This window comes from Saccharibacillus sp. O23 (assembly GCF_002205895.1).
GTDB lineage: Bacteria > Bacillota > Bacilli > Paenibacillales > Paenibacillaceae > Saccharibacillus.
Genome location: NZ_NJDE01000027.1, coordinates 38,958 through 59,130, shown reverse-complemented (window position 1 = coordinate 59,130; position 20,173 = coordinate 38,958). Strand labels below are relative to the sequence as shown.

At 52.0% G+C, this 20,173-nt stretch carries 32 protein-coding genes and 1 rRNA gene; 1 reads left to right on the top strand and 32 read right to left on the bottom strand.

From position 1 onward, the window contains the following. From CDO73_RS24390 to CDO73_RS24360, 6 genes are all read right to left on the bottom strand, one after another. Nucleotides 1–225: ribosomal RNA gene (locus tag CDO73_RS24390) — 16S ribosomal RNA — on the bottom strand; the annotation flags it as partial. Between the two features lie 462 nt (nt 226–687). Further along, nucleotides 688–915, bottom strand: a complete 228-nt coding sequence (locus CDO73_RS24380; RefSeq protein WP_088491104.1) for a hypothetical protein — start codon at nt 913–915, stop codon at nt 688–690. Between the two features lie 168 nt (nt 916–1,083). After that, nucleotides 1,084–1,704 (bottom strand): stage II sporulation protein M, encoded by a 621-nt coding sequence (locus CDO73_RS24375; protein ID WP_088491103.1) that lies wholly within the window; start codon nt 1,702–1,704, stop codon nt 1,084–1,086. A gap of 23 nt (nt 1,705–1,727) precedes the next feature. Continuing rightward, a complete protein-coding gene (locus tag CDO73_RS24370; protein ID WP_088491107.1) occupies nt 1,728–2,858 on the bottom strand; it encodes an Mrp/NBP35 family ATP-binding protein in 1,131 nt (376 codons plus the stop codon). Between the two features lie 122 nt (nt 2,859–2,980). After that, entirely contained in the window at nt 2,981–4,150 is a 1,170-nt protein-coding gene (gene sat, locus CDO73_RS24365) for a sulfate adenylyltransferase (RefSeq protein ID WP_088491102.1), read from the bottom strand. Nucleotides 4,151–4,199: 49 nt separating this feature from the next. Further along, nucleotides 4,200–4,892 (bottom strand): phosphoadenylyl-sulfate reductase, encoded by a 693-nt coding sequence (locus tag CDO73_RS24360; RefSeq protein WP_088491101.1) that lies wholly within the window; start codon nt 4,890–4,892, stop codon nt 4,200–4,202. Between the two features lie 358 nt (nt 4,893–5,250). Between CDO73_RS24360 and CDO73_RS24355 the strand changes: the two genes are divergently transcribed. Continuing rightward, entirely contained in the window at nt 5,251–7,005 is a 1,755-nt protein-coding gene (locus CDO73_RS24355) for a methyl-accepting chemotaxis protein (RefSeq protein ID WP_088491100.1), read from the top strand. A gap of 63 nt (nt 7,006–7,068) precedes the next feature. Here the strand turns inward: CDO73_RS24355 and rpsI are convergent, their stop codons facing one another. The 26 genes from rpsI to rplP all read right to left on the bottom strand — a co-directional run bounded on the left by rpsI (nt 7,069) and on the right by rplP (nt 20,171). Beyond that, nucleotides 7,069–7,461: a 30S ribosomal protein S9 gene (gene rpsI, locus CDO73_RS24350; protein WP_087801903.1), complete on the bottom strand. Its 393-nt coding sequence runs from the start codon at nt 7,459–7,461 to the stop codon at nt 7,069–7,071. 19 nt (nt 7,462–7,480) lie between these two features. Further along, a complete protein-coding gene (rplM, locus tag CDO73_RS24345) occupies nt 7,481–7,918 on the bottom strand; it encodes a 50S ribosomal protein L13 (RefSeq protein ID WP_088491099.1) in 438 nt (145 codons plus the stop codon). Between the two features lie 257 nt (nt 7,919–8,175). Next, the gene (gene truA, locus CDO73_RS24340; protein WP_088491098.1) at nt 8,176–8,961 is read right to left on the bottom strand and encodes a tRNA pseudouridine(38-40) synthase TruA; all 786 of its coding nucleotides are present in this window, start codon (nt 8,959–8,961) and stop codon (nt 8,176–8,178) included. A gap of 164 nt (nt 8,962–9,125) precedes the next feature. After that, nucleotides 9,126–9,491 carry a 50S ribosomal protein L17 gene (gene rplQ / locus CDO73_RS24335; protein ID WP_037291525.1) on the bottom strand — a complete coding sequence of 122 codons (366 nt, stop codon included), beginning with the start codon at nt 9,489–9,491 and terminating at the stop codon, nt 9,126–9,128. Between the two features lie 33 nt (nt 9,492–9,524). Further along, the gene (locus CDO73_RS24330) at nt 9,525–10,469 is read right to left on the bottom strand and encodes a DNA-directed RNA polymerase subunit alpha (protein ID WP_087801909.1); all 945 of its coding nucleotides are present in this window, start codon (nt 10,467–10,469) and stop codon (nt 9,525–9,527) included. Between the two features lie 70 nt (nt 10,470–10,539). Then, entirely contained in the window at nt 10,540–10,935 is a 396-nt protein-coding gene (gene rpsK, locus CDO73_RS24325) for a 30S ribosomal protein S11 (RefSeq protein WP_037291530.1), read from the bottom strand. 19 nt (nt 10,936–10,954) lie between these two features. After that, nucleotides 10,955–11,323 carry a 30S ribosomal protein S13 gene (gene rpsM / locus CDO73_RS24320; protein ID WP_018978344.1) on the bottom strand — a complete coding sequence of 123 codons (369 nt, stop codon included), beginning with the start codon at nt 11,321–11,323 and terminating at the stop codon, nt 10,955–10,957. A 21-nt stretch (nt 11,324–11,344) separates the two neighbouring features. Beyond that, nucleotides 11,345–11,458, bottom strand: coding sequence for a 50S ribosomal protein L36 (rpmJ, locus tag CDO73_RS24315; RefSeq protein ID WP_037291536.1), 114 nt, complete (start codon nt 11,456–11,458; stop codon nt 11,345–11,347). A 110-nt stretch (nt 11,459–11,568) separates the two neighbouring features. Continuing rightward, nucleotides 11,569–11,784 (bottom strand): translation initiation factor IF-1, encoded by a 216-nt coding sequence (gene infA / locus CDO73_RS24310; protein ID WP_018978345.1) that lies wholly within the window; start codon nt 11,782–11,784, stop codon nt 11,569–11,571. Between the two features lie 2 nt (nt 11,785–11,786). Beyond that, nucleotides 11,787–12,095 carry a KOW domain-containing RNA-binding protein gene (locus CDO73_RS24305; RefSeq protein WP_088491106.1) on the bottom strand — a complete coding sequence of 103 codons (309 nt, stop codon included), beginning with the start codon at nt 12,093–12,095 and terminating at the stop codon, nt 11,787–11,789. A gap of 9 nt (nt 12,096–12,104) precedes the next feature. Continuing rightward, complete coding sequence (gene map, locus CDO73_RS24300; protein ID WP_088491097.1) at nt 12,105–12,857, bottom strand: type I methionyl aminopeptidase; 753 nt, start codon at nt 12,855–12,857, stop codon at nt 12,105–12,107. 5 nt (nt 12,858–12,862) lie between these two features. Continuing rightward, nucleotides 12,863–13,507, bottom strand: a complete 645-nt coding sequence (locus CDO73_RS24295; RefSeq protein ID WP_087801915.1) for an adenylate kinase — start codon at nt 13,505–13,507, stop codon at nt 12,863–12,865. A gap of 89 nt (nt 13,508–13,596) precedes the next feature. Then, nucleotides 13,597–14,895 (bottom strand): preprotein translocase subunit SecY, encoded by a 1,299-nt coding sequence (gene secY / locus CDO73_RS24290; protein ID WP_088491096.1) that lies wholly within the window; start codon nt 14,893–14,895, stop codon nt 13,597–13,599. Next, entirely contained in the window at nt 14,895–15,335 is a 441-nt protein-coding gene (rplO, locus tag CDO73_RS24285) for a 50S ribosomal protein L15 (RefSeq protein ID WP_088491095.1), read from the bottom strand. The genes secY and rplO overlap by 1 nt, the downstream gene beginning before the upstream one ends. A gap of 59 nt (nt 15,336–15,394) precedes the next feature. Further along, on the bottom strand, nt 15,395–15,580 hold the full coding sequence (rpmD, locus tag CDO73_RS24280) for a 50S ribosomal protein L30 (protein WP_088491094.1): 186 nt from the start codon (nt 15,578–15,580) through the stop codon (nt 15,395–15,397). A 13-nt stretch (nt 15,581–15,593) separates the two neighbouring features. After that, on the bottom strand, nt 15,594–16,094 hold the full coding sequence (gene rpsE / locus CDO73_RS24275; protein WP_087801923.1) for a 30S ribosomal protein S5: 501 nt from the start codon (nt 16,092–16,094) through the stop codon (nt 15,594–15,596). 26 nt (nt 16,095–16,120) lie between these two features. Continuing rightward, complete coding sequence (rplR, locus tag CDO73_RS24270) at nt 16,121–16,489, bottom strand: 50S ribosomal protein L18 (protein ID WP_087801925.1); 369 nt, start codon at nt 16,487–16,489, stop codon at nt 16,121–16,123. A 78-nt stretch (nt 16,490–16,567) separates the two neighbouring features. Further along, nucleotides 16,568–17,110 carry a 50S ribosomal protein L6 gene (gene rplF, locus CDO73_RS24265; protein WP_088491093.1) on the bottom strand — a complete coding sequence of 181 codons (543 nt, stop codon included), beginning with the start codon at nt 17,108–17,110 and terminating at the stop codon, nt 16,568–16,570. A 31-nt stretch (nt 17,111–17,141) separates the two neighbouring features. Then, on the bottom strand, nt 17,142–17,540 hold the full coding sequence (gene rpsH, locus CDO73_RS24260; protein ID WP_037291559.1) for a 30S ribosomal protein S8: 399 nt from the start codon (nt 17,538–17,540) through the stop codon (nt 17,142–17,144). Nucleotides 17,541–17,573: 33 nt separating this feature from the next. Continuing rightward, on the bottom strand, nt 17,574–17,759 hold the full coding sequence (locus CDO73_RS24255; protein ID WP_009226651.1) for a type Z 30S ribosomal protein S14: 186 nt from the start codon (nt 17,757–17,759) through the stop codon (nt 17,574–17,576). Between the two features lie 72 nt (nt 17,760–17,831). Continuing rightward, nucleotides 17,832–18,374 (bottom strand): 50S ribosomal protein L5, encoded by a 543-nt coding sequence (gene rplE, locus CDO73_RS24250; protein ID WP_087801929.1) that lies wholly within the window; start codon nt 18,372–18,374, stop codon nt 17,832–17,834. 30 nt (nt 18,375–18,404) lie between these two features. Continuing rightward, nucleotides 18,405–18,761 (bottom strand): 50S ribosomal protein L24, encoded by a 357-nt coding sequence (gene rplX, locus CDO73_RS24245; protein WP_087801931.1) that lies wholly within the window; start codon nt 18,759–18,761, stop codon nt 18,405–18,407. A 59-nt stretch (nt 18,762–18,820) separates the two neighbouring features. Continuing rightward, nucleotides 18,821–19,189, bottom strand: coding sequence for a 50S ribosomal protein L14 (gene rplN, locus CDO73_RS24240; RefSeq protein ID WP_087801933.1), 369 nt, complete (start codon nt 19,187–19,189; stop codon nt 18,821–18,823). Between the two features lie 38 nt (nt 19,190–19,227). Then, entirely contained in the window at nt 19,228–19,494 is a 267-nt protein-coding gene (rpsQ, locus tag CDO73_RS24235) for a 30S ribosomal protein S17 (protein ID WP_087801934.1), read from the bottom strand. A 52-nt stretch (nt 19,495–19,546) separates the two neighbouring features. Beyond that, on the bottom strand, nt 19,547–19,747 hold the full coding sequence (gene rpmC, locus CDO73_RS24230) for a 50S ribosomal protein L29 (protein ID WP_018978360.1): 201 nt from the start codon (nt 19,745–19,747) through the stop codon (nt 19,547–19,549). After that, nucleotides 19,737–20,171: a 50S ribosomal protein L16 gene (rplP, locus tag CDO73_RS24225; RefSeq protein ID WP_087801936.1), complete on the bottom strand. Its 435-nt coding sequence runs from the start codon at nt 20,169–20,171 to the stop codon at nt 19,737–19,739. Before rplP ends, rpmC begins: the two co-directional genes overlap by 11 nt. Between the last annotated feature and the right edge of the window lie 2 nt (nt 20,172–20,173).

Below are 20,173 nucleotides of genomic sequence, written 5' to 3'. Positions count from 1 at the left end.
TTGCGCCGTCTTTCCTCGTCTCTTCATGCGAAGAAACGATGTATCCGGTATTAGCATCCGTTTCCGGAAGTTATCCCAGTCTGAAAGGCAGGTTGCCTACGTGTTACTCACCCGTCCGCCGCTAACTATCAGAAGAAGCAAGCTTCTTCATCAAGTCCGCTCGACTTGCATGTATTAGGCATGCCGCCAGCGTTCGTCCTGAGCCAGGATCAAACTCTCCATTAAAGTTGCGACCCGAAGGCCGGCTTATCAAGAAAGCACCATGTGCTCGTTTAAAACGTGGCGATTCTCGATTGCTCAAGAACCTTTTATTCTCACGATGATCTTCATCATCGCGACTCACTTACTGTTCAGTTTTCAAGGAGCAAACCGTGTATTTCTTTTCTTTCTCGTCGTCGTCAATGTCTCAGCGGCGACTTTTATATCCTATCACACTCGCAAGCAGTTCGTCAAGCACTTTTTTTAATTTCTTTTTCAGTGCTTATTTTCTGTTGAAAGGCGATGGCCTTCTCTCGAAGAGCCGATTAATAATTTATCACAGATCAACATAGCAAGTCAACACTTTTTTTGATAATCTGTTTCACCTTTTTATGCGGGCTCTTTTATCCCTTTACAACGTCAAAAGCGGTCCGGAAGTCTCCGACCGCTTTCTTTGTCCATTCCCTCTTTTATCTTTGCAGATCCGCCTTATCGTTCGCCGCCGTGCCTCTTGTCTCTCACGTACTTGGACAGTTCCTTAGGAGGCGCAACTCTCGCATACATCTGAAAGATGGTCTGGTATCGTTTAGAAATGGACTGACGCATATTATGGTCCAGACGTTGGTCGCTCAAATCGAACAACATCTCGTCCAGTTCTTTGCGCAGCACATAACCGAATTCTTTGCACTCCATATCGTTGAACATCATACCGAGCATTACAGTCCCTCCTTCCTTCGGGCGTTTCTCATCATTATTGAAAGTCGAATTGCTATTTCAACTTTGATTTAACCCAAAATGAAGCAAGGGTAACCCTTCGATGCGTAAAAGTTTACAAAACCTAATCCCTTTTCAACGCCAAAAGTCAGATCAGGAGCTGCAAAGAGATTAGCGCAGCAGATTATAAGTGATCGTGCTTTCGATGATCGCGGCGACGAAAAGCAGGATTACGATCCAAACCGCCGCCCCGCCCATTTGCTTCAAGCCGGTTTCCCACCGGGAGGCCAGACGCTGTCTTTTGTCCGCTCCCAGATTGAATAGGCTGCCGATCGCCATAGCGCCGAACTTCAGCCCGTAAGCGCAGGCGATCACGATCGCGGGAAGCTCGATGATGCCGTGCGGCAGCAGTCCTTTAAAAATCAGCTCCGCCATATCCTGCCCTTGACTGTGGGACACTTCGACCACGAATCCCAAGATCATCCCGTTCAGGATCAAGAAGAAGAGCGGCGCCAGTCCGAAAAAAGCGCCCAAAAGCATGACCAGAACCGCTTTGATCGCGTTATTGAGAAAAATGAAAACGAAAAAGCTGAGCTCCACGTTCTCCGATTGCTCCAAAGACTGGGATACCGATTGCAATCCTTCGAGCTGCGCGATCAACAGCTGCCGGAGGTCTTCCGCCCAAAATGCTCCGGCCGCGATGCTGGCGATAAATATCGCGCTGGCGACAAACATGTACGCTTTGTTCCGAGCCAATCCTTTGATAAACTGTCCGAACGACAGAATCCCCATTCTTTCCCTCCCTTTGCTTTCGCTTATCCGCTTTTTTTCGTTTTGCGAATCACCGCTTCGGCCATCTCGTTATACATCATCCCCGTCGCGCTCTCCGCTTTGTAAACGGACGGCGAGAAGTCGGGTTCGGAGACATGGTTATCCGGCACGCCGAGCGGAATTTGTCCCAACAGTTCGGTATGCAGCGTCTCGGCCAATCTTCCGCCGCCGCCGCGTCCGAAGATATAATCGCGTTCGCCGTTTTTTTCGTAGTAAGCCATGTTTTCGACAACGCCCAGAATCTCGTGCCCGGTCTGCAACCCCATAGCTCCCGCTCTGGCCGCTACGAAAGCCGCCGTGCCGTGAGGGGTCGTAACGATGATCTGTTTGCTCTGAGGAAGCATCTGGTGAACGTCGAGCGCGATATCTCCCGTTCCCGGAGGGAGGTCGAGAAGCATATAGTCGATCTCTCCCCATTCGGTTTCTTCGAAAAACTGCCGAAGCATGCGTCCGAGCAGCGGTCCGCGCCAGACGACGGGATTGTTTTCGCGGATAAAGAAGCCCATCGACATGACTTTCACCCCGAAACGTTCCACAGGTTGAAGAAGCCCGTCTATGACTTCCGGTCCGGCCTCGATTCCCATCATGTCCGGTACGCTGAATCCGTAGATGTCCGCGTCGATGAGACCCACCTTTTTGCCCAAGCGAGCCAACGAGACCGCCAAGTTGACCGCTACGGTCGATTTACCCACGCCGCCTTTGCCGCTGGCGATCGAGACGAACGTCGTCGGAGAGTCGGGGCTAAGGATCGGCAGATCTTCGAGTCCCGCCGCATGGCCTTTGACCAAGACGGGATCCTGATCTTCTTCCTCTTCCTGATCGCCGCGCACTCGGTTATCTTCGATAATCGCCCGACTGCGCTCTTTCTCCAGTTCCGTCGCTTCTTTGAAACGGATATGCACTTCTTCTACGGCCAAAGATTGCAAAATGGAGCGAACCTGCGTCTCCAAGCCCTGCCGAGTCTCTTCGCTGCTATCCAGGCAGACTACGCTAAGCGATACTCGTCCCTCGCGGATGACGACGTCGCGGATCAGCCTTAGGTCGGATAAACGCACACGGTAGACGGGGTCCATCACCGCTTCAAGCGCTTCCACAACTTCTTCTCTTGTTACCATGCTGTTCATCCTCTCTCCCTCTTTCAGGGAAATCTCTTTCTCATTATACATGAAACAAAAACACCGAGCCTCTCCCCGAAAGGAAAATGGCTCGGTGTTATTCGTTTCTGCGGCGTTCAGGTTCAGACTTGCTCGACGACCCGGTCGCGCATGCCTTCGATCAGCACTTCAGCGACTTCCGGACGGGTAAACTCGGGCGGCGGGCATTCTCCGTTACGCAGCAAAGCGCGCACCTTCGTCCCCGACAGCGTCAGATGCTTCTCTTTGCCGTGAGGGCAGGTCTTGCTGGTGGCCATATTGCCGCAGTGCGTGCAGAAGAAGCTGTGTTCGAAGAACAACGGCGTGATGCCGAGTTCTTCCGCTTCGAAGTTGGAGAAGATCTCCTGCGCTTCATACGTGCCGTAGTAGTCGCCTACGCCCGCATGGTCGCGGCCTACGATGAAGTGGGTGCATCCGTAGTTTTTACGCACGATGGCATGGAAAATCGCTTCGCGCGGTCCCGCATAACGCATCGCCGCCGGGAATACGCCCAAGAACGTGCGCGCGGCCGGATAATAGTTCTCGAGCAGCACCAGATAGCTTCTCATACGGATATCCGCCGGCACGTCATCGGACTTGGTCTCGCCGACCAGCGGGTTCAGGAACAACGCATCGACCGTTTCCAGCGCCGACTTCTGAATATATTCGTGCGCCCGATGCACCGGATTGCGGGTTTGGAAGCCGACGACGCTTTTCCATCCTTTTTCCGCGAACAACCGTCTCGTCTCGGCCGGATCGAAATAAAACTCGTTGAAACGTTCCGGCTGCGGACGATTCAGTACTCTTACGGTACCGCCGATCCGCTCGAGCGGACGTTCGAACAATTTCTTCACGCCGGGATGTTCCGAATCGTCGGTCTTGAAAACATTGATCGCTTCTCGGGTCCGGTCGATGCTGTAGACGCTCTCTACGTCGAGCACCGCATAGACGACGCCGTCTTCTTCGCCGACCAAGGCTACGCGCTCGCCTTTCAGCGAAGCTTCGGCCCCTTCGAGCGGCAAAGTAATCGGGATGCTCCATACGGTTCCGTCCGCCAGACGCATCGTCTTGACCACGCTGTTATAGTCTTCTTCGTTCATGAATCCGGTCAGCGGGGAAAAAGCGCCTACGGCGATCAGATCAAGGTCGGACAACGTCCATGCGTTAATGGCAATCTGGCGAAGGCCCGCGGCCTCTTCGAGCAGTCGCGTACGTTCTTCGCCTTCGGCGAGACGGTTGATCAAAGTGCCGCCGTGCGGCTTGATGGAAGTCATAATCGGCAGTCGCTCCTTTATGGATGGTTAAGCTGTTCCGGTCGTTTCCTTACTTATGCAAACCGCATTCGGTCTTGTCGTTGCCCGACCAGCGTCCGGCGCGCGGATCTTCGCCCGGCATAACGGCACGGGTGCACTGTTCGCAGCCGATGCTCGGGAAATTGCGGTCATGCAGCGGATTATAGATGATGTCGTTGTCGCGAATGTACTTCCATACGTCTTCGCTCGTCCAATCCGCTAACGGGTTGAACTTCATCAGACCGAACTTGTAGTCGTATTCGACTTTCTTGGAGTTCGCGCGGGTCGGAGCTTGATCGCGGCGAATCCCGGTGATCCAAGCGTCGTAACGCGACAGGTTGCGCGTCAACGGCTCGACTTTGCGGATATTGCAGCATTGGTTCGGATCGACGGTCCAGAGAGACTCTCCGTGCTGCGCCGCTTGCTCTTCCGGCGTAATCAGCGGAGATACGCGCACGAAGTCCAGACCGTAACGATCGGACATCCGGTCGCGCGTCTCGTAGGTTTCTTTGAAATGGAAGTCCGTATCCAGATAAAACACGTCCGTGGTCGGGCTGATATGCTGAAGCATATCCACGATCACGACGTCTTCCGCGCCGAAACTGCAAGCAAAGGTCAGGCTCGAATACTGCTGCGCGGCGAAACGAATGACTTCCTCGGCGCTCAAGTGTTCCAACTCTTCGGCTTTGGTACGGGCAAACTCTTCTTTTTCCAACAAATTCATCTTGAAGACCCTCCATCTCTGAATGGCGAATGGTATGAATAAAATCAAGCATCCCGTACGGCGGCAGCGAAAAAGCGAGGTGAGGCCGGCGGGGAAAAAGTTTCGGACTTGTATGCGCGTTACGATAGGACGAATCCTTTATCGCGTAAAACCAACTATTCTAATCTGAATTATTTTCAAGTATAAAACTTTCCGTGTAAACAATCAATCTTTATTTCAAAATGAGAAAAACTTTTTTCGTGCCGAAAACAAGATTTCTAAAAATTAAAATAAATATTTGCTTGCTTGTTGACTCTTTTCTCATAAAATGCATCCGACATAGTACAATGAACTCACAAAATCCAGGAAGGTGGCATTTATGTCCGCACTCACCCAAAAACTCTCGGTCAAGCTATCCGTCATTATCTTTCTTGTACTGGCGGTTCTTCTCTCCACGTTTGTCTATATGCAAAACGAAAATGTCAAAAAAGCGAGCGAATATACGATCAGCAGCTTCAATATGAACATGGCCGAAGCTTTCGCTTCGCAGTTCGATGTCGAATCGTATGAAGCCTTCGCCGCGAATCCCACGGAAAACGAGCAGTATTGGCAGATCCGCAACAAACTGAACCAATATCGAAGCGAGATCGGAGCCATGTACGTGTATACGGTGACCATCGACCAAGATCAGCAACCGATCCTGATCGTCGACGGGCAGCCCAAAGGTTCGGATACCGCTTCGCCGATCGGCGAGGTAACGGATATTCCGAAAGAAGCGATCGCCAAATTGCTCAAAGGCGAGAAAGCGCAGACGGGCATTATCGTGCACCCCGAATACGGCAGTTACATTTCCGCTTATGTGCCTCTTATCGATGCGGGCGGCAAGATGATCGGGATCTTAGGCATCGATACCAACGTGACGGTCGCCAATCAGATCTCGGATCAGTTTTTGCAGAGCAGCTTTTTGTTCTATATCCTGATGGCCGGCATGACGCTGATCATCTTCGCCGTCATTGCCGTATTCCTGTATCGGGCGCTGCGTCCGTTGAGCGTGATCGTAGAGAGTTCTCAAGCAATCGCGAACGGGGAGATCGGCAAAGCGAACCAACTCTTGAACACAGTCAAAAACCGCTCCAACGACGAAATCGGCCAGACGTACGAAGCCATGACGAAAATGAGCGTTCGATTAGGCCATACTCTCGGCGATGTGGTGCAGGAGATGCGCGACACCACGCAAACGCTGGTCCAGTCTTCGCATCGGTTCACTTCGGAAGCCGACCTGCTGCTGAGCATGAATAATCAATTGAACGAATCGGCTGCTACCTTGACGATCGAAGCGAACAATCAATACGCGAGTGCCGAAGAATGTGCAAGATCGATGCAGGAGATCACTTCGGCGATCGAAAGAGTTACGCATTCTTCCGCCGACGTCTCGGGAGCATCTACGGAAGTCTTGGAAGCGGCTGCTCGGGGAAAATCTTCGATGGACGGACTGCAGCGGAAGATCACGGAAATGGCCCAGTTGGTCGGACATACTTCCGATTCGGTCAATACCCTGCATCTCTATATGAACGAGATCGGTCCTGTTCTTCAATCGATCACCAGCATTGCCGAACAAACGAACCTGTTGGCGCTGAACGCTTCGATCGAAGCCGCCAGAGCCGGAGAAGACGGCGCAGGATTTGCTGTCGTAGCCGGAGAGATTCGCAAGCTGGCCGGACTGTCGTCCACCTCGGCGTCTCATGTCGTGGATCTGCTGTCGAAGATCAGTCAGGAAGTCGCGATTATCGGGGAAAGAATGAGCGAAGAAAGCGAAGAAATTCAGAAAAGCAACGAACTTTCGAATCAAGTCCATTCGCTGTTCGCACGTACGGTTGTCCGGTTTAACCAGATCAGCGGCCACATGGAAGAAATTTCGGCTTCCGCCGAAGAAATTCTGGCCGGTTCGGAAGAAGTATCGGCTTCGGTCGAGCAGATCTCGCAGATCTCCAAGACTACCGCGGACTATACGCTCTCTTTGCAGCAGTTATCGATCCGACAGTTGGAAGCTTCCAAAGCGATCGCGGAAACGACCCAACTACTCGGCCGGAGCAGTGACAGTCTCGAAAAAACGATCGTACGCTTCGAATTGTAGGATACGCAAACAAAAAAACAGCCTGCCTCCGAAAATCGGAAGCAGGCTGTTTGCTTGTAAGAATTAACGTTTCGAGAACTGTGGAGCGCGACGAGCGGCTTTGAGGCCGTATTTTTTACGTTCCTTCATGCGTGGGTCACGCGTCAGGAAGCCCGCTTTTTTCAGCGAACCGCGCAGTTCTGGGTCTGCTTTGAGCAGTGCGCGAGCGATACCGTGACGAATCGCGCCGGCTTGGCCCGAAGTGCCGCCGCCGTGTGCCAGTACGATTACGTCGTACTTGCCTACTGTCTCAGTCAGGTTCAGCGGTTGGTTGACGATCAGTTTGAGCGTCTCCAGACCGAAGTATTCGTCGATTTCACGTTTGTTGATGACAATGCGTCCTTCACCCGGTACGAGGCGAACACGAGCTACCGAATGCTTACGACGACCAGTGCCATAGTATTGTACAGTTGCCATGAAAGGGTCCTCCTTTTATTTAGCCGCGAAGCTCGTAAACTTCCGGTTTTTGTGCTGCATGTGGATGCTCTGCTCCGGCATACGCTTTGAGTCTGAGTTTCATTCTGTCGCCCATGCGAGTCTTAGGAAGCATGCCGGCTACAGCCAGTTCCAGGAGACGTGCAGGCTTGTTTTTGATCATTTCGCCTGCGCTTGTAACTTTCAGGCCGCCCGGGTGCATCGAGTGACGGTAGTATTTCTTGTCCTGCAGCTTGTTGCCTGTCAGGTGGATTTTCTCCGCATTGATGACGATAACGAAGTCGCCGCCGTCAACGTGTGGAGTGAATTGTGTTTTGTGCTTGCCGCGGATCAGTGCAGCAGCTTCGCTTGCCAGACGGCCCAGCGTTTTGCCTTCAGCGTCGATGATGTACCAGTTGCGCTCAACTTCGCTCGGCTTAGCCATGTAGGTAGTACGCATGAGTAAGTGCCTCCTTCTAATCTTTGCAATAATATTCGTTGTAAGTGTCAGACGTTCCATGCCGCCGGGCTAAGATCCGGGGCTGCCGGAACGATTTATGTTTGCGATCATGGATAATCAAAAGGTAAAACGATTGTTGTTGCACGTTTTCTTGATTGGGGGCCGTGGGAAGCCTTCAAGAAAACACAACTTTTATTCTACATGATGATCCCATAAACTGCAATACATTTTCGAGCAATTCCCCAAAGAACTTTCCGTTACTCGGGCAGCAGATCGCCGTAGTCGACGTTCCACAGCGCGAGGCCTTTCCCTACTGCCGTCGGACCGGCCGCGGCCCGATCGCAGGCCAGCAAAATGGTCTTCATCTCCTCCGAAGCACGCTTGCCTTCTCCCACCTGCAGGAGCGTACCGGTAATGATTCGAACCATATGCTGAAGAAAGCCTGTGCCTGTCAAGAAAACATGGATGAACCCCTGATCGGACGTTCCCGGACGGCAGGTCGTTCGATCCACTTCGATCCAAGCTTCGAGCAGCGTTCGCACATGATTGGTCTTCTGAGAATGCCTGGAGGCAAACGACGTAAAATCGTAAGTCCCCACCAGATGCTGCAGCCCTTCCCGCATGGCTTCGATGTCGAGCTGCGGCGCGGGATGGTGAAACTGCATATGGCGCTGGAAAACGTCCGGATAGCGGTTAGCGTTGATCGTATAGCGATACGTCTTGCGTTTGGCCGCATGCCGGGAATTGAATTCGAACGGAACTTCCCAAGAACGGGTCACGACGATGTCTTTCGGCAGCCGGGCATTGAGCGCCAGAGGCCAGCGATCCGCAGGAATCCGCGAAAGAGTATGGAAGTTGAACACTTGAGCGTATGCATGCACGCCGGCGTCGGTGCGGCCCGAAGCGATAATCTTCGGTTTGTCGCCCGTTAAAGCAAGGATCGAAGCTTCCAGTTCGTCTTGGACCGTGTTGCCGATCGGCTGCGTCTGAAATCCGTTATAATTCGTGCCGTCGTAAGCGACGGTCATGCATAAATTGCGCACGGGCTCACCTCCTTCTCTTTCTGCTTGATTCCGTACCGGATCGCCTACCGGCAACGGATAAGTTCAAAAAAAAAGAAACGGCTCTGCCGCCTTGAACAGGCGGCATACGTTTCTCGGGAATCCATGGGTGGGATCACTCCCGCCCCGAACGATCGAACCGGCAACTAGGCGCGGTCAACCAGTTCCAGGTAAACCATAGGTGCTGCGTCTCCGCGGCGTGCTCCCAGTTTCAGGATGCGTGTGTAGCCGCCCGGACGGTCCGCGTAGCGCGGTGCCAGATCAGCAAACAGCTTTTGGATTGCGTCTTTTTCACCGTCAACCGTCTCGCGACGAACGTATGCAGCCACTTGGCGGCGTGCATGCAGATCTCCGCGTTTGGAAAGGGTGATCAGTTTTTCGGCGATGGAGCGAGCTTCTTTCGCTTTCGCTTCCGTCGTTTCGATGCGCTCGTACAAGAACAGGTCGGTTACCAGGTCGCGAAGCAGAGCTTTGCGCGCGCTGGAGTTACGTCCCAACTTTTGGTATGCCATCGTTTTCCCTCCTTCTACATATACTGTTCGGTCTTAGTCTTCCTGACGGAGACCCAGACCCAGTTCTTCGAGCTTCTCTTGAACTTCTTCCAAAGACTTGCGGCCCAAGTTGCGGACTTTCATCATGTCTTCTTCCGATTTCGTGGTCAGCTCTTGTACCGTATTGATGCCGGCACGTTTCAGACAGTTATAGGAACGCACGGAGAGATCGAGTTCTTCGATCGTCATCTCCAACACTTTTTCCTTCTTGTCTTCTTCTTTTTCGACCATGATCTCCGCATCGCGCGCTTCGTCGGTCAGACCTACGAAGAGCAATACGTGCTCGGTCAAAATTTTAGCGCCAAGGCTTACCGCTTCTTCCGGACGGATGCTGCCATCGGTCCAGACTTCCAAGGTGAGCTTGTCGTAGTTCGTGACTTGTCCGACCCGCGTGTTCTCGACCGTGTAGTTGACACGGGAGATCGGGGTGTAGATCGAGTCGATCGGAATGACGCCGATCGGTTGATCGTCACGTTTGTTCTTGACGGACTGTACGTACCCGCGGCCGCGGCCGGCGAAAATGCGTACATGCAGTCTCGATCCCGGTGCCAGAGTCGCAATATGCAGATCCGGGTTCAGGATCTCCACATCGCTATCGGCGCGGATGTCTCCGGCCGTTACGAGGCCTTCGCCTTCCGCGTCGATTTCCAGTACCTTTTCTTCATCGGAATGAATCTTCAGCGAGAGAGCTTTCAGATTCAGAATGATTTCCGTTACGTCTTCCGTAACGCCGGGGATCGTCGAGAATTCGTGCAGAACGCCGTCAATTTGGACCGAAGTGACTGCCGCGCCCGGAAGCGACGACAACAGGATGCGACGAAGCGAGTTTCCAAGCGTCGTACCGTATCCGCGTTCCAGAGGCTCAACGACGAATTTACCGTAGGTGCCTCCGTCATTGATCTCGACGGTCTCGATTTTCGGCTTTTCGATTTCTATCACTACAATACCCCTCCTTCAAAACGTCGCTTCCGTGAAACCAAGCATACTGAACTCACAATGCTTAAGAATACTATACGCGGCGACGCTTAGGAGGACGGCATCCATTGTGAGGAACCGGAGTTACGTCCTTGATCAGGTTGATTTCCAGACCTGTTGCTTGCAGCGAGCGGATTGCCGCTTCACGGCCTGCGCCAGGACCTTTAACCATAACTTCAACGGTTTTCAGGCCGTGCTCCATTGCAGCTTTAGCAGCTGTTTCGGCAGCGAGCTGAGCGGCGAATGGAGTCGATTTACGGGAACCTCTGAAACCGAGACCGCCCGAGCTTGCCCAGGAGATCGCGTTTCCGTGCGGATCCGTAATCGTTACAATCGTATTGTTAAACGTGGAACGGATGTGTGCCACGCCGGATTCGATATTTTTACGGTCGCGACGTTTCGTACGTACGACTTTTTTCGGTTTAGCCATTGTCAGTTATCCCCCTTTCTTACTTCTTCTTGTTCGCTACAGTACGACGAGGACCTTTACGAGTACGAGCATTCGTTTTCGTACGTTGTCCGCGTACCGGCAATCCACGACGATGACGGATACCGCGATAAGATCCGATCTCGATCAGACGTTTGATGTTCAAAGATACTTCGCGACGCAGGTCGCCCTCTACTTTTACATTAGCGTCAATCGTTTCACGCAGCTTGCTTACCTCATCCTCAGTCAGATCGCGAACACGAGTGTCCGGGCTGATTCCTGTTTGGCTCAGGAGTTTTTGGGAAGTTGTCTTACCAATCCCGAAGATATAAGTCAAGGCGATCTCAACGCGTTTGTCACGTGGCAAATCCACACCAGCAATACGAGCCATTACGCTACACCCCCTTCTAAATTATCCTTGTTTTTGTTTGTGTTTCGGATTTTCGCAGATTACCATGACATTCCCTTTGCGACGAATGACTTTGCATTTTTCGCACATTGGTTTGACCGACGGTCTAACCTTCATGATTATTACCTCCTCAAAAGCATTCGGTTTGATCGGGCAAGAACGCGCTCCGGCCGCACCGGAAGCGTTCCAAGCACCAGAACGTTGTATATCCAAAAAGCGACGTATCCCTACTTGCGGTAAGTGATACGGCCGCGAGTCAGATCGTAAGGCGATAACTGTACGACCACTTTGTCTCCCGTCAGAATACGGATAAAGTGCATACGCAGCTTACCGGAAACGTGAGCGAGAATTTGATGACCGTTCTCAAGTTCCACCTTGAACATCGCATTAGGCAGCGGTTCGATAACCACGCCTTCGATTTCAATGACATCTTCCTTGGCCACAATCATTCTCCTTTCTGCTTAGCATTCTGTGCGTCGGATTCCAGAAATGCGTTGATCGCATGACGCAATTTCGCATTTGTAACCCTGCCGCTCTCCTGCAAACTGTTTACGACTTCGCTGCTGATTGCCAACTGGGGCTCGAGGTGCAGCGGATTTTTTTTCTTCGGATGGTCAAACTTGCGTTTGTGTCCGTCCGCGATCCAAATTCCCTGTTCCTCGTCAAGCTTTACGATTACCGCCGCCTGCCCGGCATCGCGGCCCTTTCGGATCTTCACGAGTTGACCGATTTGCAGGGGATTTTCCTTTTTCAAGTGTATCACCTACGCGCTCAATTTTGTGAAAATTTCCAATCCGTCTTTCGTAACCGCTACTGTGTGTTCGAAATGAGCACACAGGGAGCCGTCTACCGTTACGACGGTCCATTCGTCCTCCAGCGTTCGGACTTGCCGTCCGCCGAGGTTGACCATCGGTTCGATCGCCAGCACCATGCCCGGCTTGAGCAGCGGACCGCGGCCTTCGATGCCGTAATTCGGAATCTTCGGATCTTCGTGCAGATCAAGGCCGATGCCGTGACCGACGAATTCCCGAACAACCGACATGCCCGACGCTTCGATGTATCGCTGAATCGCATGCGAAATGGTAAACAGACGCACATCCGGCTTTACAAACGCCAGTCCTGCGTACAGGGAGCCTTCCGTAACGTCCAGCAGACGCTGGGCTTCGTCGGAAATGCGCCCCACCGGGTAAGTCCAGGCGGAATCGCCGTGGTAACCGCGGTACTGCGCGCCGATATCGAGCGTGACGATATCGCCTTCCCGAAGCTTTCGCTCGCTGGGGAATCCGTGAACCAGCTGGTCGTTAACCGACGCACAGATGCTGGCCGGAAAACCATTATAGCCTTTGAAAGACGGCACCGCATCCTGGCTGCGGATGGTCGCTTCGGCAATCGCGTCAAGCTCGGCGGTTGTAATGCCGGGTTCGATCGCTTTCGCCAATGCGCGGTGAGTCTCAGCCACAATCCGTCCCGCTTCTCTCATAAAGCCGAGCTCCGTTTCGGACTTGCAAATGATCATTACAGTTAACCTCGCAGTACGGACAGGATTCCTTCCGATACCGTACCGATCTCCTGGTCTCCGTCGATCTGCCGCAGCAAGCCTTTGTTTGCATAGTAATCGATCAGAGGCGCCGTTTTGCTTGCATATTCCTCAAGCCGCGTGCGTACGCTCTCTTCATTGTCGTCCGGACGTTGGTAAAGTTCTCCGCCGTCTTTGTCACATACGCCTTCTTGCTTCGGCGGGTTGAAGATCACATGATAGGTCGTTCCGCAAGTCTTGCAGATGCGGCGACCCGTAATCCGGTTAAGCAGCTTCTCCGGATCAACGTTCAGGTTGATAACATGATCAAGCTTACGGCCCGATTCGAGCAAAAGTGCATCCAATGCTTCGGCCTGCAGCAGAGTTCTCGGAAATCCGTCGAGCAAGAAACCTTTTTCGCAATCCGGCTGACTCAGCCGTTCGCGGACGATACCGTTCGTTACGTCATCCGGTACGAGCAGACCCTGGTCGATGTATTCTTTGGCTTTTACTCCGATCGGAGTTCCCTCTTTGATCGCCAGACGAAATGCATCGCCTGTCGAGATATGAGGAATGCCGAATGCATCGACGATGACCTGCGCCTGTGTTCCTTTACCTGCCCCGGGAGGCCCCATGAATAGAATGTTCACGTCATGTCCACTCCTTACGTCTTACCCATGCCTAACAGCACAAAAGGCGCCGGGCGAGCGCATGGAGTCGGACCCGTCCGGAACCTGAGCTATTTATTGATAAAACCTTTATAGTGCCGCTTAATCAGCTGACTTTCGATCGTTTTCATCGTATCCAAGGCTACCCCGACGACGATCAGCAGCGACGTGCCGCCGATTTGAACCGACTGAGGAAGACCGGAGAGCGAGCCGAACGCGATCGGCAAGAGCGAAATTACGGTCAGGAAGAGCGCGCCGGTAACCGTCAACCGCGACATCACGCGAGTAATGTACTTCTCGGTTGCTTTACCCGGACGTACTCCAGGGATGTAACCGCCGTTTTTCTTCATGTTCTCCGCCATCTGCTGCGGATTGATCTGCACGAAGGTGTAGAAGAACGTGAAGCCGATGATCATGACTGCATAAAGCACCATGCCAAGCGGCTGACTGTAGTTCAGGTTTTGCTGCACCCATTGCGCCCACAGATGCGTGGACCAGAAGTTTGCAAGGATAACCGGGAACTGCAGCAGAGACACGGCAAAGATTACCGGAATGACACCCGCCGCGTTTACTTTCAGCGGAATGTGGGTGTTTTGACCGCCGTACATTTTATTGCCGACTACTCTTTTCGCATATTGAACCGGAACTTTCCGGATCCCCTGCTGAATAAAGATAACACCGACAATGATCAGGATCAAGACAAGCGCGATAATCACGGTTTTCATCACGTTCAGGAACGTTTGTCCGTCCACGATGAAATCGGATTGCGCGGTTGTCGCGATGTACCCCGGAATGTTAGCGACGATCCCGGCAAAGATAATAATCGAAATCCCGTTGCCGATGCCCTTTTCCGTGATCTGCTCACCCATCCACATTAGGAGGGAAGTACCCGCGGTCAGGACAATCGCAATCAGAATATAGTCGACGAGCGTAGCGTTCGGAATCATTTCCGAATTATAAATCCGGTTGAAACCGATCGCCGTAGCGAACGCCTGGATCAAACCCAGAACAATGGTACCGTATCGGGTAACTTGCGCCAGCTTCTTTTTCCCGTGTTCCCCTTGTTTCGACCATTCGGTGAACTTCGGGATGACATCCATCGACAGCAGCTGCACGATGATCGATGCCGTAACGTAAGGATAAATGCTGAGCGCGAAGATCGAGAACTGTTTGAGCGCGCCTCCGGAGAAGGTGTTCAAGAGTCCCATCAGTTGGCTACCGGCTTCGTTAGCCGATTCCAGCACGTCCGTGTTGACACCCGGAATCGGGATGAACGAACCGATACGATAGATGATCAGGACCAACAACGTAAACAGGATCCGTTTACGCAGGTCTTCGACCTTCCATATATTCTTCAGGGTGTTGAACATTAGATCACCTCGGTTTTACCGCCGGCAGCCTCGATTTTCTCCACCGCAGATTGAGAGAACTTGTTTGCTTTGACAGTCAATTTCACCGTCACATCGCCATTGCCAAGGATCTTGATGCCGCTCTTGGCATCTTTGATGATACCTTGTTCCTTCAGGAGCTCAGGAGTGATTTCGGTGTTTTCTGCAAAGTTGTTCAGCTCTTCGGTGTTTACGATGGCATATTCTTTACGGGTCGGATTAACAAATCCGCGTTTCGGCAAGCGACGATACAGTGGGTTCTGACCGCCTTCGAAGCCTGGACGGACACCGCCGCCGGAACGAGCGTTTTGGCCTTTATGACCGCGTCCGGCTGTTTTACCCGTACCGCTACTCGTACCGCGACCGATGCGCTTGCGCTCTTTAGTCGAACCCGGAGCTGGAGAAAGCTCATGTAACTTCATCGTTCGTTGCACCTCCTTGATTCATTCTATTGATTCGCTTCTCGAGAAGCGATTGAAATTTAAGCTTCGATTTCTTTTACGGAAACCAAGTGCTGAACTTGATTTACCATACCGCGAATCGCAGCGTTGTCGTCTTTTACAACGACTTGGTTCGTTTTACGCAGTCCCAGCGTGTTCACGGTCGTGCGTTGGTTTTTCGGACGTCCGATCAGGCTGCGTACGAGGGTGATTTCCAATTTAGCCATTGCTTTTCCCTCCTTAGCCTCTCAGTTCTTCGACGGATTTACCGCGAAGCTTAGCCACATCTTCGGCACGCTTCAAACGGGACAATCCTTCCAACGTCGCGTTGACCATGTTCATGGAGTTCGAAGAACCCAGGGATTTTGTCAAGATATCGCCTACGCCTGCAAGTTCCAGTACTGCACGTACCGGACCGCCGGCGATAACGCCTGTACCTTCGGAAGCTGGTTTCAGCAGTACGCTGCCGGCTCCGAATTTACCTGTGATCGGGTGAGTGATCGTTGTTCCTACGAGCGGAACGTGGATCATGTTTTTCTTAGCATCTTCGATGCCTTTGCGGATCGCGTCCGGAACTTCTCCGGCTTTACCGATGCCCGCACCGACGTTACCTTGTCCGTCGCCTACGACAACCAGTGCGCTGAAGCTGAAACGGCGTCCGCCCTTTACAACTTTAGCTACGCGGTTGATGTGTACAACGCGTTCCGTCAGTTCTCCTACAGTGCTCATATCTACACGCAAGTCGTTAACCTCCTTTTGTCTCGGTATTAGAATTCCAGTCCGGCTTCACGGGCTGCGTCAGCCAGTGCTTGGATCCGTCCGTGGTAGAGGTATCCTCCGCGGTCGAATACGACAGCAGTATAACCTTTTTCCTTCGCACGGTTCGCAACCAGCGTGCCGACCTTAGTCGCAGCTTCAACGTTGCCGCCGTTCGTGATTTCGCTCTTCAGCTCTTTGTCCATAGTCGAAGCCGAAACGATAGTTACGCCGTTTACGTCGTCGATCAGTTGGGCATAGATGTGTTTCTCCGAACGGTATACGTTCAGACGAGGACGCTCAACCGTACCTTGAATTTTCTTGCGTACACGCAAGTGTCTTTTCAAGCGAGCTTTATTTTTATCACCTTTGGTAATCATGAGTACTTTCACTCCTTCCCATCTGCTTATTAAGCAGCTTCACATGAGCAAGCTAAGGGTAATGCGAAGGAAAGCGGCTTATTTCTTCTTGCCGGCTTTACCTTCTTTACGGATGATGCGTTCGCCTTCGTACTTGATACCTTTGCCTTTATACGGCTCAGGCTCACGTACCGAACGGATTTGAGCGGCATAGGCGCCTACGCGCTCTTTGTCGATTCCGCGAACGATGATTTTCGTGTTCGAAGGAACTTCGAACTCGATTCCCGCTTCCGGCGTGATTTCGACCGGGTGGGAGTAACCTACGTTCAGGACGATCTTGTCTCCCGATTTGCTGGCACGGTATCCGACCCCGACCAGTTCCAGAGACTTGGAGAAGCCATCCGTTACACCACTTACCATGTTGTTGACAACGCTGCGCGTCGTGCCGTGAAGGGAACGATGCTCTTTGTTATCGGAAGGGCGTTCTACCGTGATTGTATTACCTTCCACCGTTACTTTCATATCTCTATGAAGTTCACGAGTGAGTGTACCTTTAGGGCCTTTGACAGTAATCGCTGCGTTGTTCAGCGTTACTTCAACCCCGCTTGGTACTTCGATTGGTTTGCGACCAATACGCGACATATGTGTTGCACCTCCTTGTGTTCTGACGTGATTACCAAACGTAGCAGATTACTTCGCCGCCGGCTTTCGCCTGACGAGCTTCTTTGTCGGTCATTACTCCCTTGGACGTGGAGATGATCGCGATACCCAGGCCGCCCAGTACGCGAGGAACTTCGTTGCTCTTCGTGTACACGCGCAGACCCGGCTTACTGATTCTTTTCAGACCAGTAATAACGCGCTCGTTGTTTTGTCCGTATTTCAGGAAGATACGGATGATGCCTTGCTTGTTATCCTGTACGAATTCCGCGTCGCGGATAAAACCTTCGCGCTTCAGGATCTCAGCAATTTGCTTTTTCATCGCGGAAGCCGGCATTTCGACTTTCTCGTGACGAACCACGTTCGCGTTGCGAATACGTGTAAGCATATCTGCAATCGGATCGGACATAGTCATAGTGTGTGAACCTCCTTCCTTGTTATGCGGTAATTACCAGCTTGCTTTTTTCACGCCAGGGATCTGGCCTTTATAAGCCAATTCGCGGAAGCAAATACGGCAGATTTTGTACTTTTGCAGAACCGAGTGTGGACGACCGCAACGCTCGCAGCGCGTGTATGCACGCACTTTGAATTTCGGGGTGCGTTGCTGTTTAACCTTCATCGAAGTTTTTGCCACTTTAGCCTGACACCTCCTGGATAGTTTCGGGAGAACAGGGTCATAGATCATGGCCCTAGATACTGGCCGATATTATTTTGCGAAAGGCATTCCGAGACCCGTGAGCAGTTCACGAGCTTCTTCGTCGCTCTTCGCCGTAGTTACGATAACGATATCCATACCGCGGACTTTGTCCACTTGATCGTATTGGATTTCTGGGAAGATCAGCTGTTCTTTAAGACCCAGCGTGTAGTTGCCGCGGCCGTCGAACGCTTTGTTCGATACGCCTTGGAAGTCACGTACGCGCGGAAGCGCTACGTTGAACAGTTTGTCGAGGAACTGGTACATGCGCTCGCCGCGCAGGGTTACCTTCGTTCCGATCGGCATGTTCTCACGCAGTTTGAAACCTGCGATCGATTTTTTAGCGCGAGTGATTACCGGTTTTTGACCAGCGATTTGCTCGAGCTCGGCTACTGCCGTGTCGAGAACTTTGGAGTTGGATACGGCTTCGCCGACACCCATGTTGATGACGACTTTCTCCAGTTTCGGCACCTGCATAACCGACGTATAGTTGAACTTCTGCATCAAAGCAGGAGTACTTTCGTTCAAATAACGTTCTTTAAGTCTTGTTACCATGAAGGATGGGCCTCCTTTCTGTAAAGATGATTATTCGATAACTTCTCCGGAACGTTTCGCAACGCGCACTTTTTTGCCGTTGTCCAACGTCTTGTAACCAACGCGGGTTACTTTGCCGCCGTCTTTCGGGTCAACGTGCATCACGTTCGACACGTGGATCGAAGCTTCTTGTTCCACGATTCCGCCTTGCGGGTTCGCTTGGCTTGGCTTCTGGTGTTTTTTCACCATGTTCACGCCTTCGACCAGCACGCGGTTTTCACGAGGATAAGCTGCGATTACGCGGCCTTTTTTGCCTTTGTCTTTACCAGTGATTACGATAACGACATCGTCTTTTTTCACGTGAAGTTTGTTGTTGTGGGATTCCAGAACTTTTTTCACTCTTGCCATCAGGTACACCTCCTATGACTTACCGGCCGGCAGCCGACAAGAAAATCGTGCATGCTATATTAGATAACTTCCGGTGCCAAGGAAACGATTTTCATGAAGTCCTTGTCGCGAAGTTCACGGGCAACTGGTCCAAAGATACGCGTACCGCGCGGGCTGCGATCTTCTTTCACCACTACTGCTGCGTTTTCGTCGAATGCGATGTAAGATCCGTCTTTACGACGTACCGAACGTTTCGTGCGAACGACTACCGCTTTAACTACGTCGCCTTTTTTGACAACGCCCCCTGGTGTTGCTTGTTTTACCGAGCAAACGATCAGGTCGCCGATGTTAGCTGTACGACGTCCCGTACCGCCGAGTACGCGGATGCACATCAGTTCCTTCGCACCGGAGTTATCGGCTACAGCCAAACGTGTAAATGGTTGAATCATTATGAATGTCCTCCTTTCGGACGAGCTTTATCGTTCAATTAGATGATGATCGCTTTTTCAGTGACTGCTGCCAGTCTCCAGCGCTTGTCTTTGGACAGCGGACGAGTCTCAACGATTCTTACTACATCGCCGATTTTCGCTTCGTTGTTTTCGTCATGCGCTTTGAATTTCTTCGTGGATTTGATGCGTTTATGATACAGATCATGTTTTTTGTAAGTTTCTACAGCAACAACGATCGTTTTATCCATTTTGTCGCTCACGACTTTACCTACCAGCACTTTACGCGAGTTGCGTTGTTCGGTCATGGTTAGCCTCCTTCCTGAATATCGGGCTACATACCCGGAGGGTCATAAGGAATTAAGAAGTAATTCCGAGTTCTCTTTGACGCAGAACCGTCTTAGCGCGAGCGATTTCCTTGCGGACTACGCTGATGCGCGTCGGGTTGTCGAGCTGACCGGTAGCGAGCTGAAAGCGCAGATTAAAGAGTTCTTCTTTAAATCCGGAGACCTTCTGTTCGATTTCGGCAGTAGTCAGGTCACGCAGTTCCTTAGCCTTCATTTGCTTCACCACCCAATTCTTCACGTTTCACAAACTTAGTTTTGACAGGCAGTTTGTGAGCAGCAAGGCGCATCGCTTCGCGAGCGATTTCTTCCGATACACCGGCAAGTTCGAACATGATCTTGCCCGGTTTTACGACTGCTACCCATTTCTCAACGTTACCTTTACCGCTACCCATCCGGACCTCGAGAGGCTTTTGAGTAATCGGCTTGTCAGGGAAAATCTTGATCCAGACTTTACCGCCCCGTTTGATGTAACGGGTCATGGCGATACGTGCCGCTTCGATCTGACGGTTCGTGATCCACGAAGGTTCAGTCGCTTGCAGGCCGAATTCGCCGAAGTTCAATTCAGTACCGCCTTTAGCACGACCGGCCATGCTGCCGCGTTGCTGTTTACGGTGTTTTACACGTTTAGGTACCAACATGA

Bases quoted from the DNA above. Each gene is read 5' to 3' on its own strand.
- rplP (WP_087801936.1), bottom strand. From the start codon at position 20,171: ATGTTGGTACCTAAACGTGTAAAACACCGTAAACAGCAACGCGGCAGC.
- rpmC (WP_018978360.1), bottom strand. From the start codon at position 19,747: ATGAAGGCTAAGGAACTGCGTGACCTGACTACTGCCGAAATCGAACAG.
- CDO73_RS24375 (WP_088491103.1), bottom strand. From the start codon at position 1,704: ATGGGGATTCTGTCGTTCGGACAGTTTATCAAAGGATTGGCTCGGAAC.
- rplF (WP_088491093.1), bottom strand. From the start codon at position 17,110: ATGTCGCGTATTGGTCGCAAACCAATCGAAGTACCAAGCGGGGTTGAA.
- rplE (WP_087801929.1), bottom strand. From the start codon at position 18,374: ATGGTAACAAGACTTAAAGAACGTTATTTGAACGAAAGTACTCCTGCT.
- rplX (WP_087801931.1), bottom strand. From the start codon at position 18,761: ATGGCAAGAGTGAAAAAAGTTCTGGAATCCCACAACAACAAACTTCAC.
- rpmD (WP_088491094.1), bottom strand. From the start codon at position 15,580: ATGGCTAAATTGGAAATCACCCTCGTACGCAGCCTGATCGGACGTCCG.
- rpsH (WP_037291559.1), bottom strand. From the start codon at position 17,540: ATGACTATGTCCGATCCGATTGCAGATATGCTTACACGTATTCGCAAC.
- CDO73_RS24360 (WP_088491101.1), bottom strand. From the start codon at position 4,892: ATGAATTTGTTGGAAAAAGAAGAGTTTGCCCGTACCAAAGCCGAAGAG.
- sat (WP_088491102.1), bottom strand. From the start codon at position 4,150: ATGACTTCCATCAAGCCGCACGGCGGCACTTTGATCAACCGTCTCGCC.
- rpmJ (WP_037291536.1), bottom strand. From the start codon at position 11,458: ATGAAGGTTAGACCGTCGGTCAAACCAATGTGCGAAAAATGCAAAGTC.
- rplR (WP_087801925.1), bottom strand. From the start codon at position 16,489: ATGATTACCAAAGGTGATAAAAATAAAGCTCGCTTGAAAAGACACTTG.
- rplQ (WP_037291525.1), bottom strand. From the start codon at position 9,491: ATGGCATACCAAAAGTTGGGACGTAACTCCAGCGCGCGCAAAGCTCTG.
- rplM (WP_088491099.1), bottom strand. From the start codon at position 7,918: ATGCGTACTACCTACATGGCTAAGCCGAGCGAAGTTGAGCGCAACTGG.
- secY (WP_088491096.1), bottom strand. From the start codon at position 14,895: ATGTTCAACACCCTGAAGAATATATGGAAGGTCGAAGACCTGCGTAAA.
- rpsM (WP_018978344.1), bottom strand. From the start codon at position 11,323: ATGGCTCGTATTGCTGGTGTGGATTTGCCACGTGACAAACGCGTTGAG.
- rpsK (WP_037291530.1), bottom strand. From the start codon at position 10,935: ATGGCTAAACCGAAAAAAGTCGTACGTACGAAACGTCGCGACCGTAAA.
- rpsQ (WP_087801934.1), bottom strand. From the start codon at position 19,494: ATGACCGAACAACGCAACTCGCGTAAAGTGCTGGTAGGTAAAGTCGTG.
- CDO73_RS24380 (WP_088491104.1), bottom strand. From the start codon at position 915: ATGCTCGGTATGATGTTCAACGATATGGAGTGCAAAGAATTCGGTTAT.
- CDO73_RS24355 (WP_088491100.1), top strand. From the start codon at position 5,251: ATGTCCGCACTCACCCAAAAACTCTCGGTCAAGCTATCCGTCATTATC.
- rplO (WP_088491095.1), bottom strand. From the start codon at position 15,335: ATGAAGTTACATGAGCTTTCTCCAGCTCCGGGTTCGACTAAAGAGCGC.
- CDO73_RS24370 (WP_088491107.1), bottom strand. From the start codon at position 2,858: ATGGTAACAAGAGAAGAAGTTGTGGAAGCGCTTGAAGCGGTGATGGAC.
- rplN (WP_087801933.1), bottom strand. From the start codon at position 19,189: ATGATTCAACCATTTACACGTTTGGCTGTAGCCGATAACTCCGGTGCG.
- rpsI (WP_087801903.1), bottom strand. From the start codon at position 7,461: ATGGCAACTGTACAATACTATGGCACTGGTCGTCGTAAGCATTCGGTA.
- map (WP_088491097.1), bottom strand. From the start codon at position 12,857: ATGATCATTTGCAAGTCCGAAACGGAGCTCGGCTTTATGAGAGAAGCG.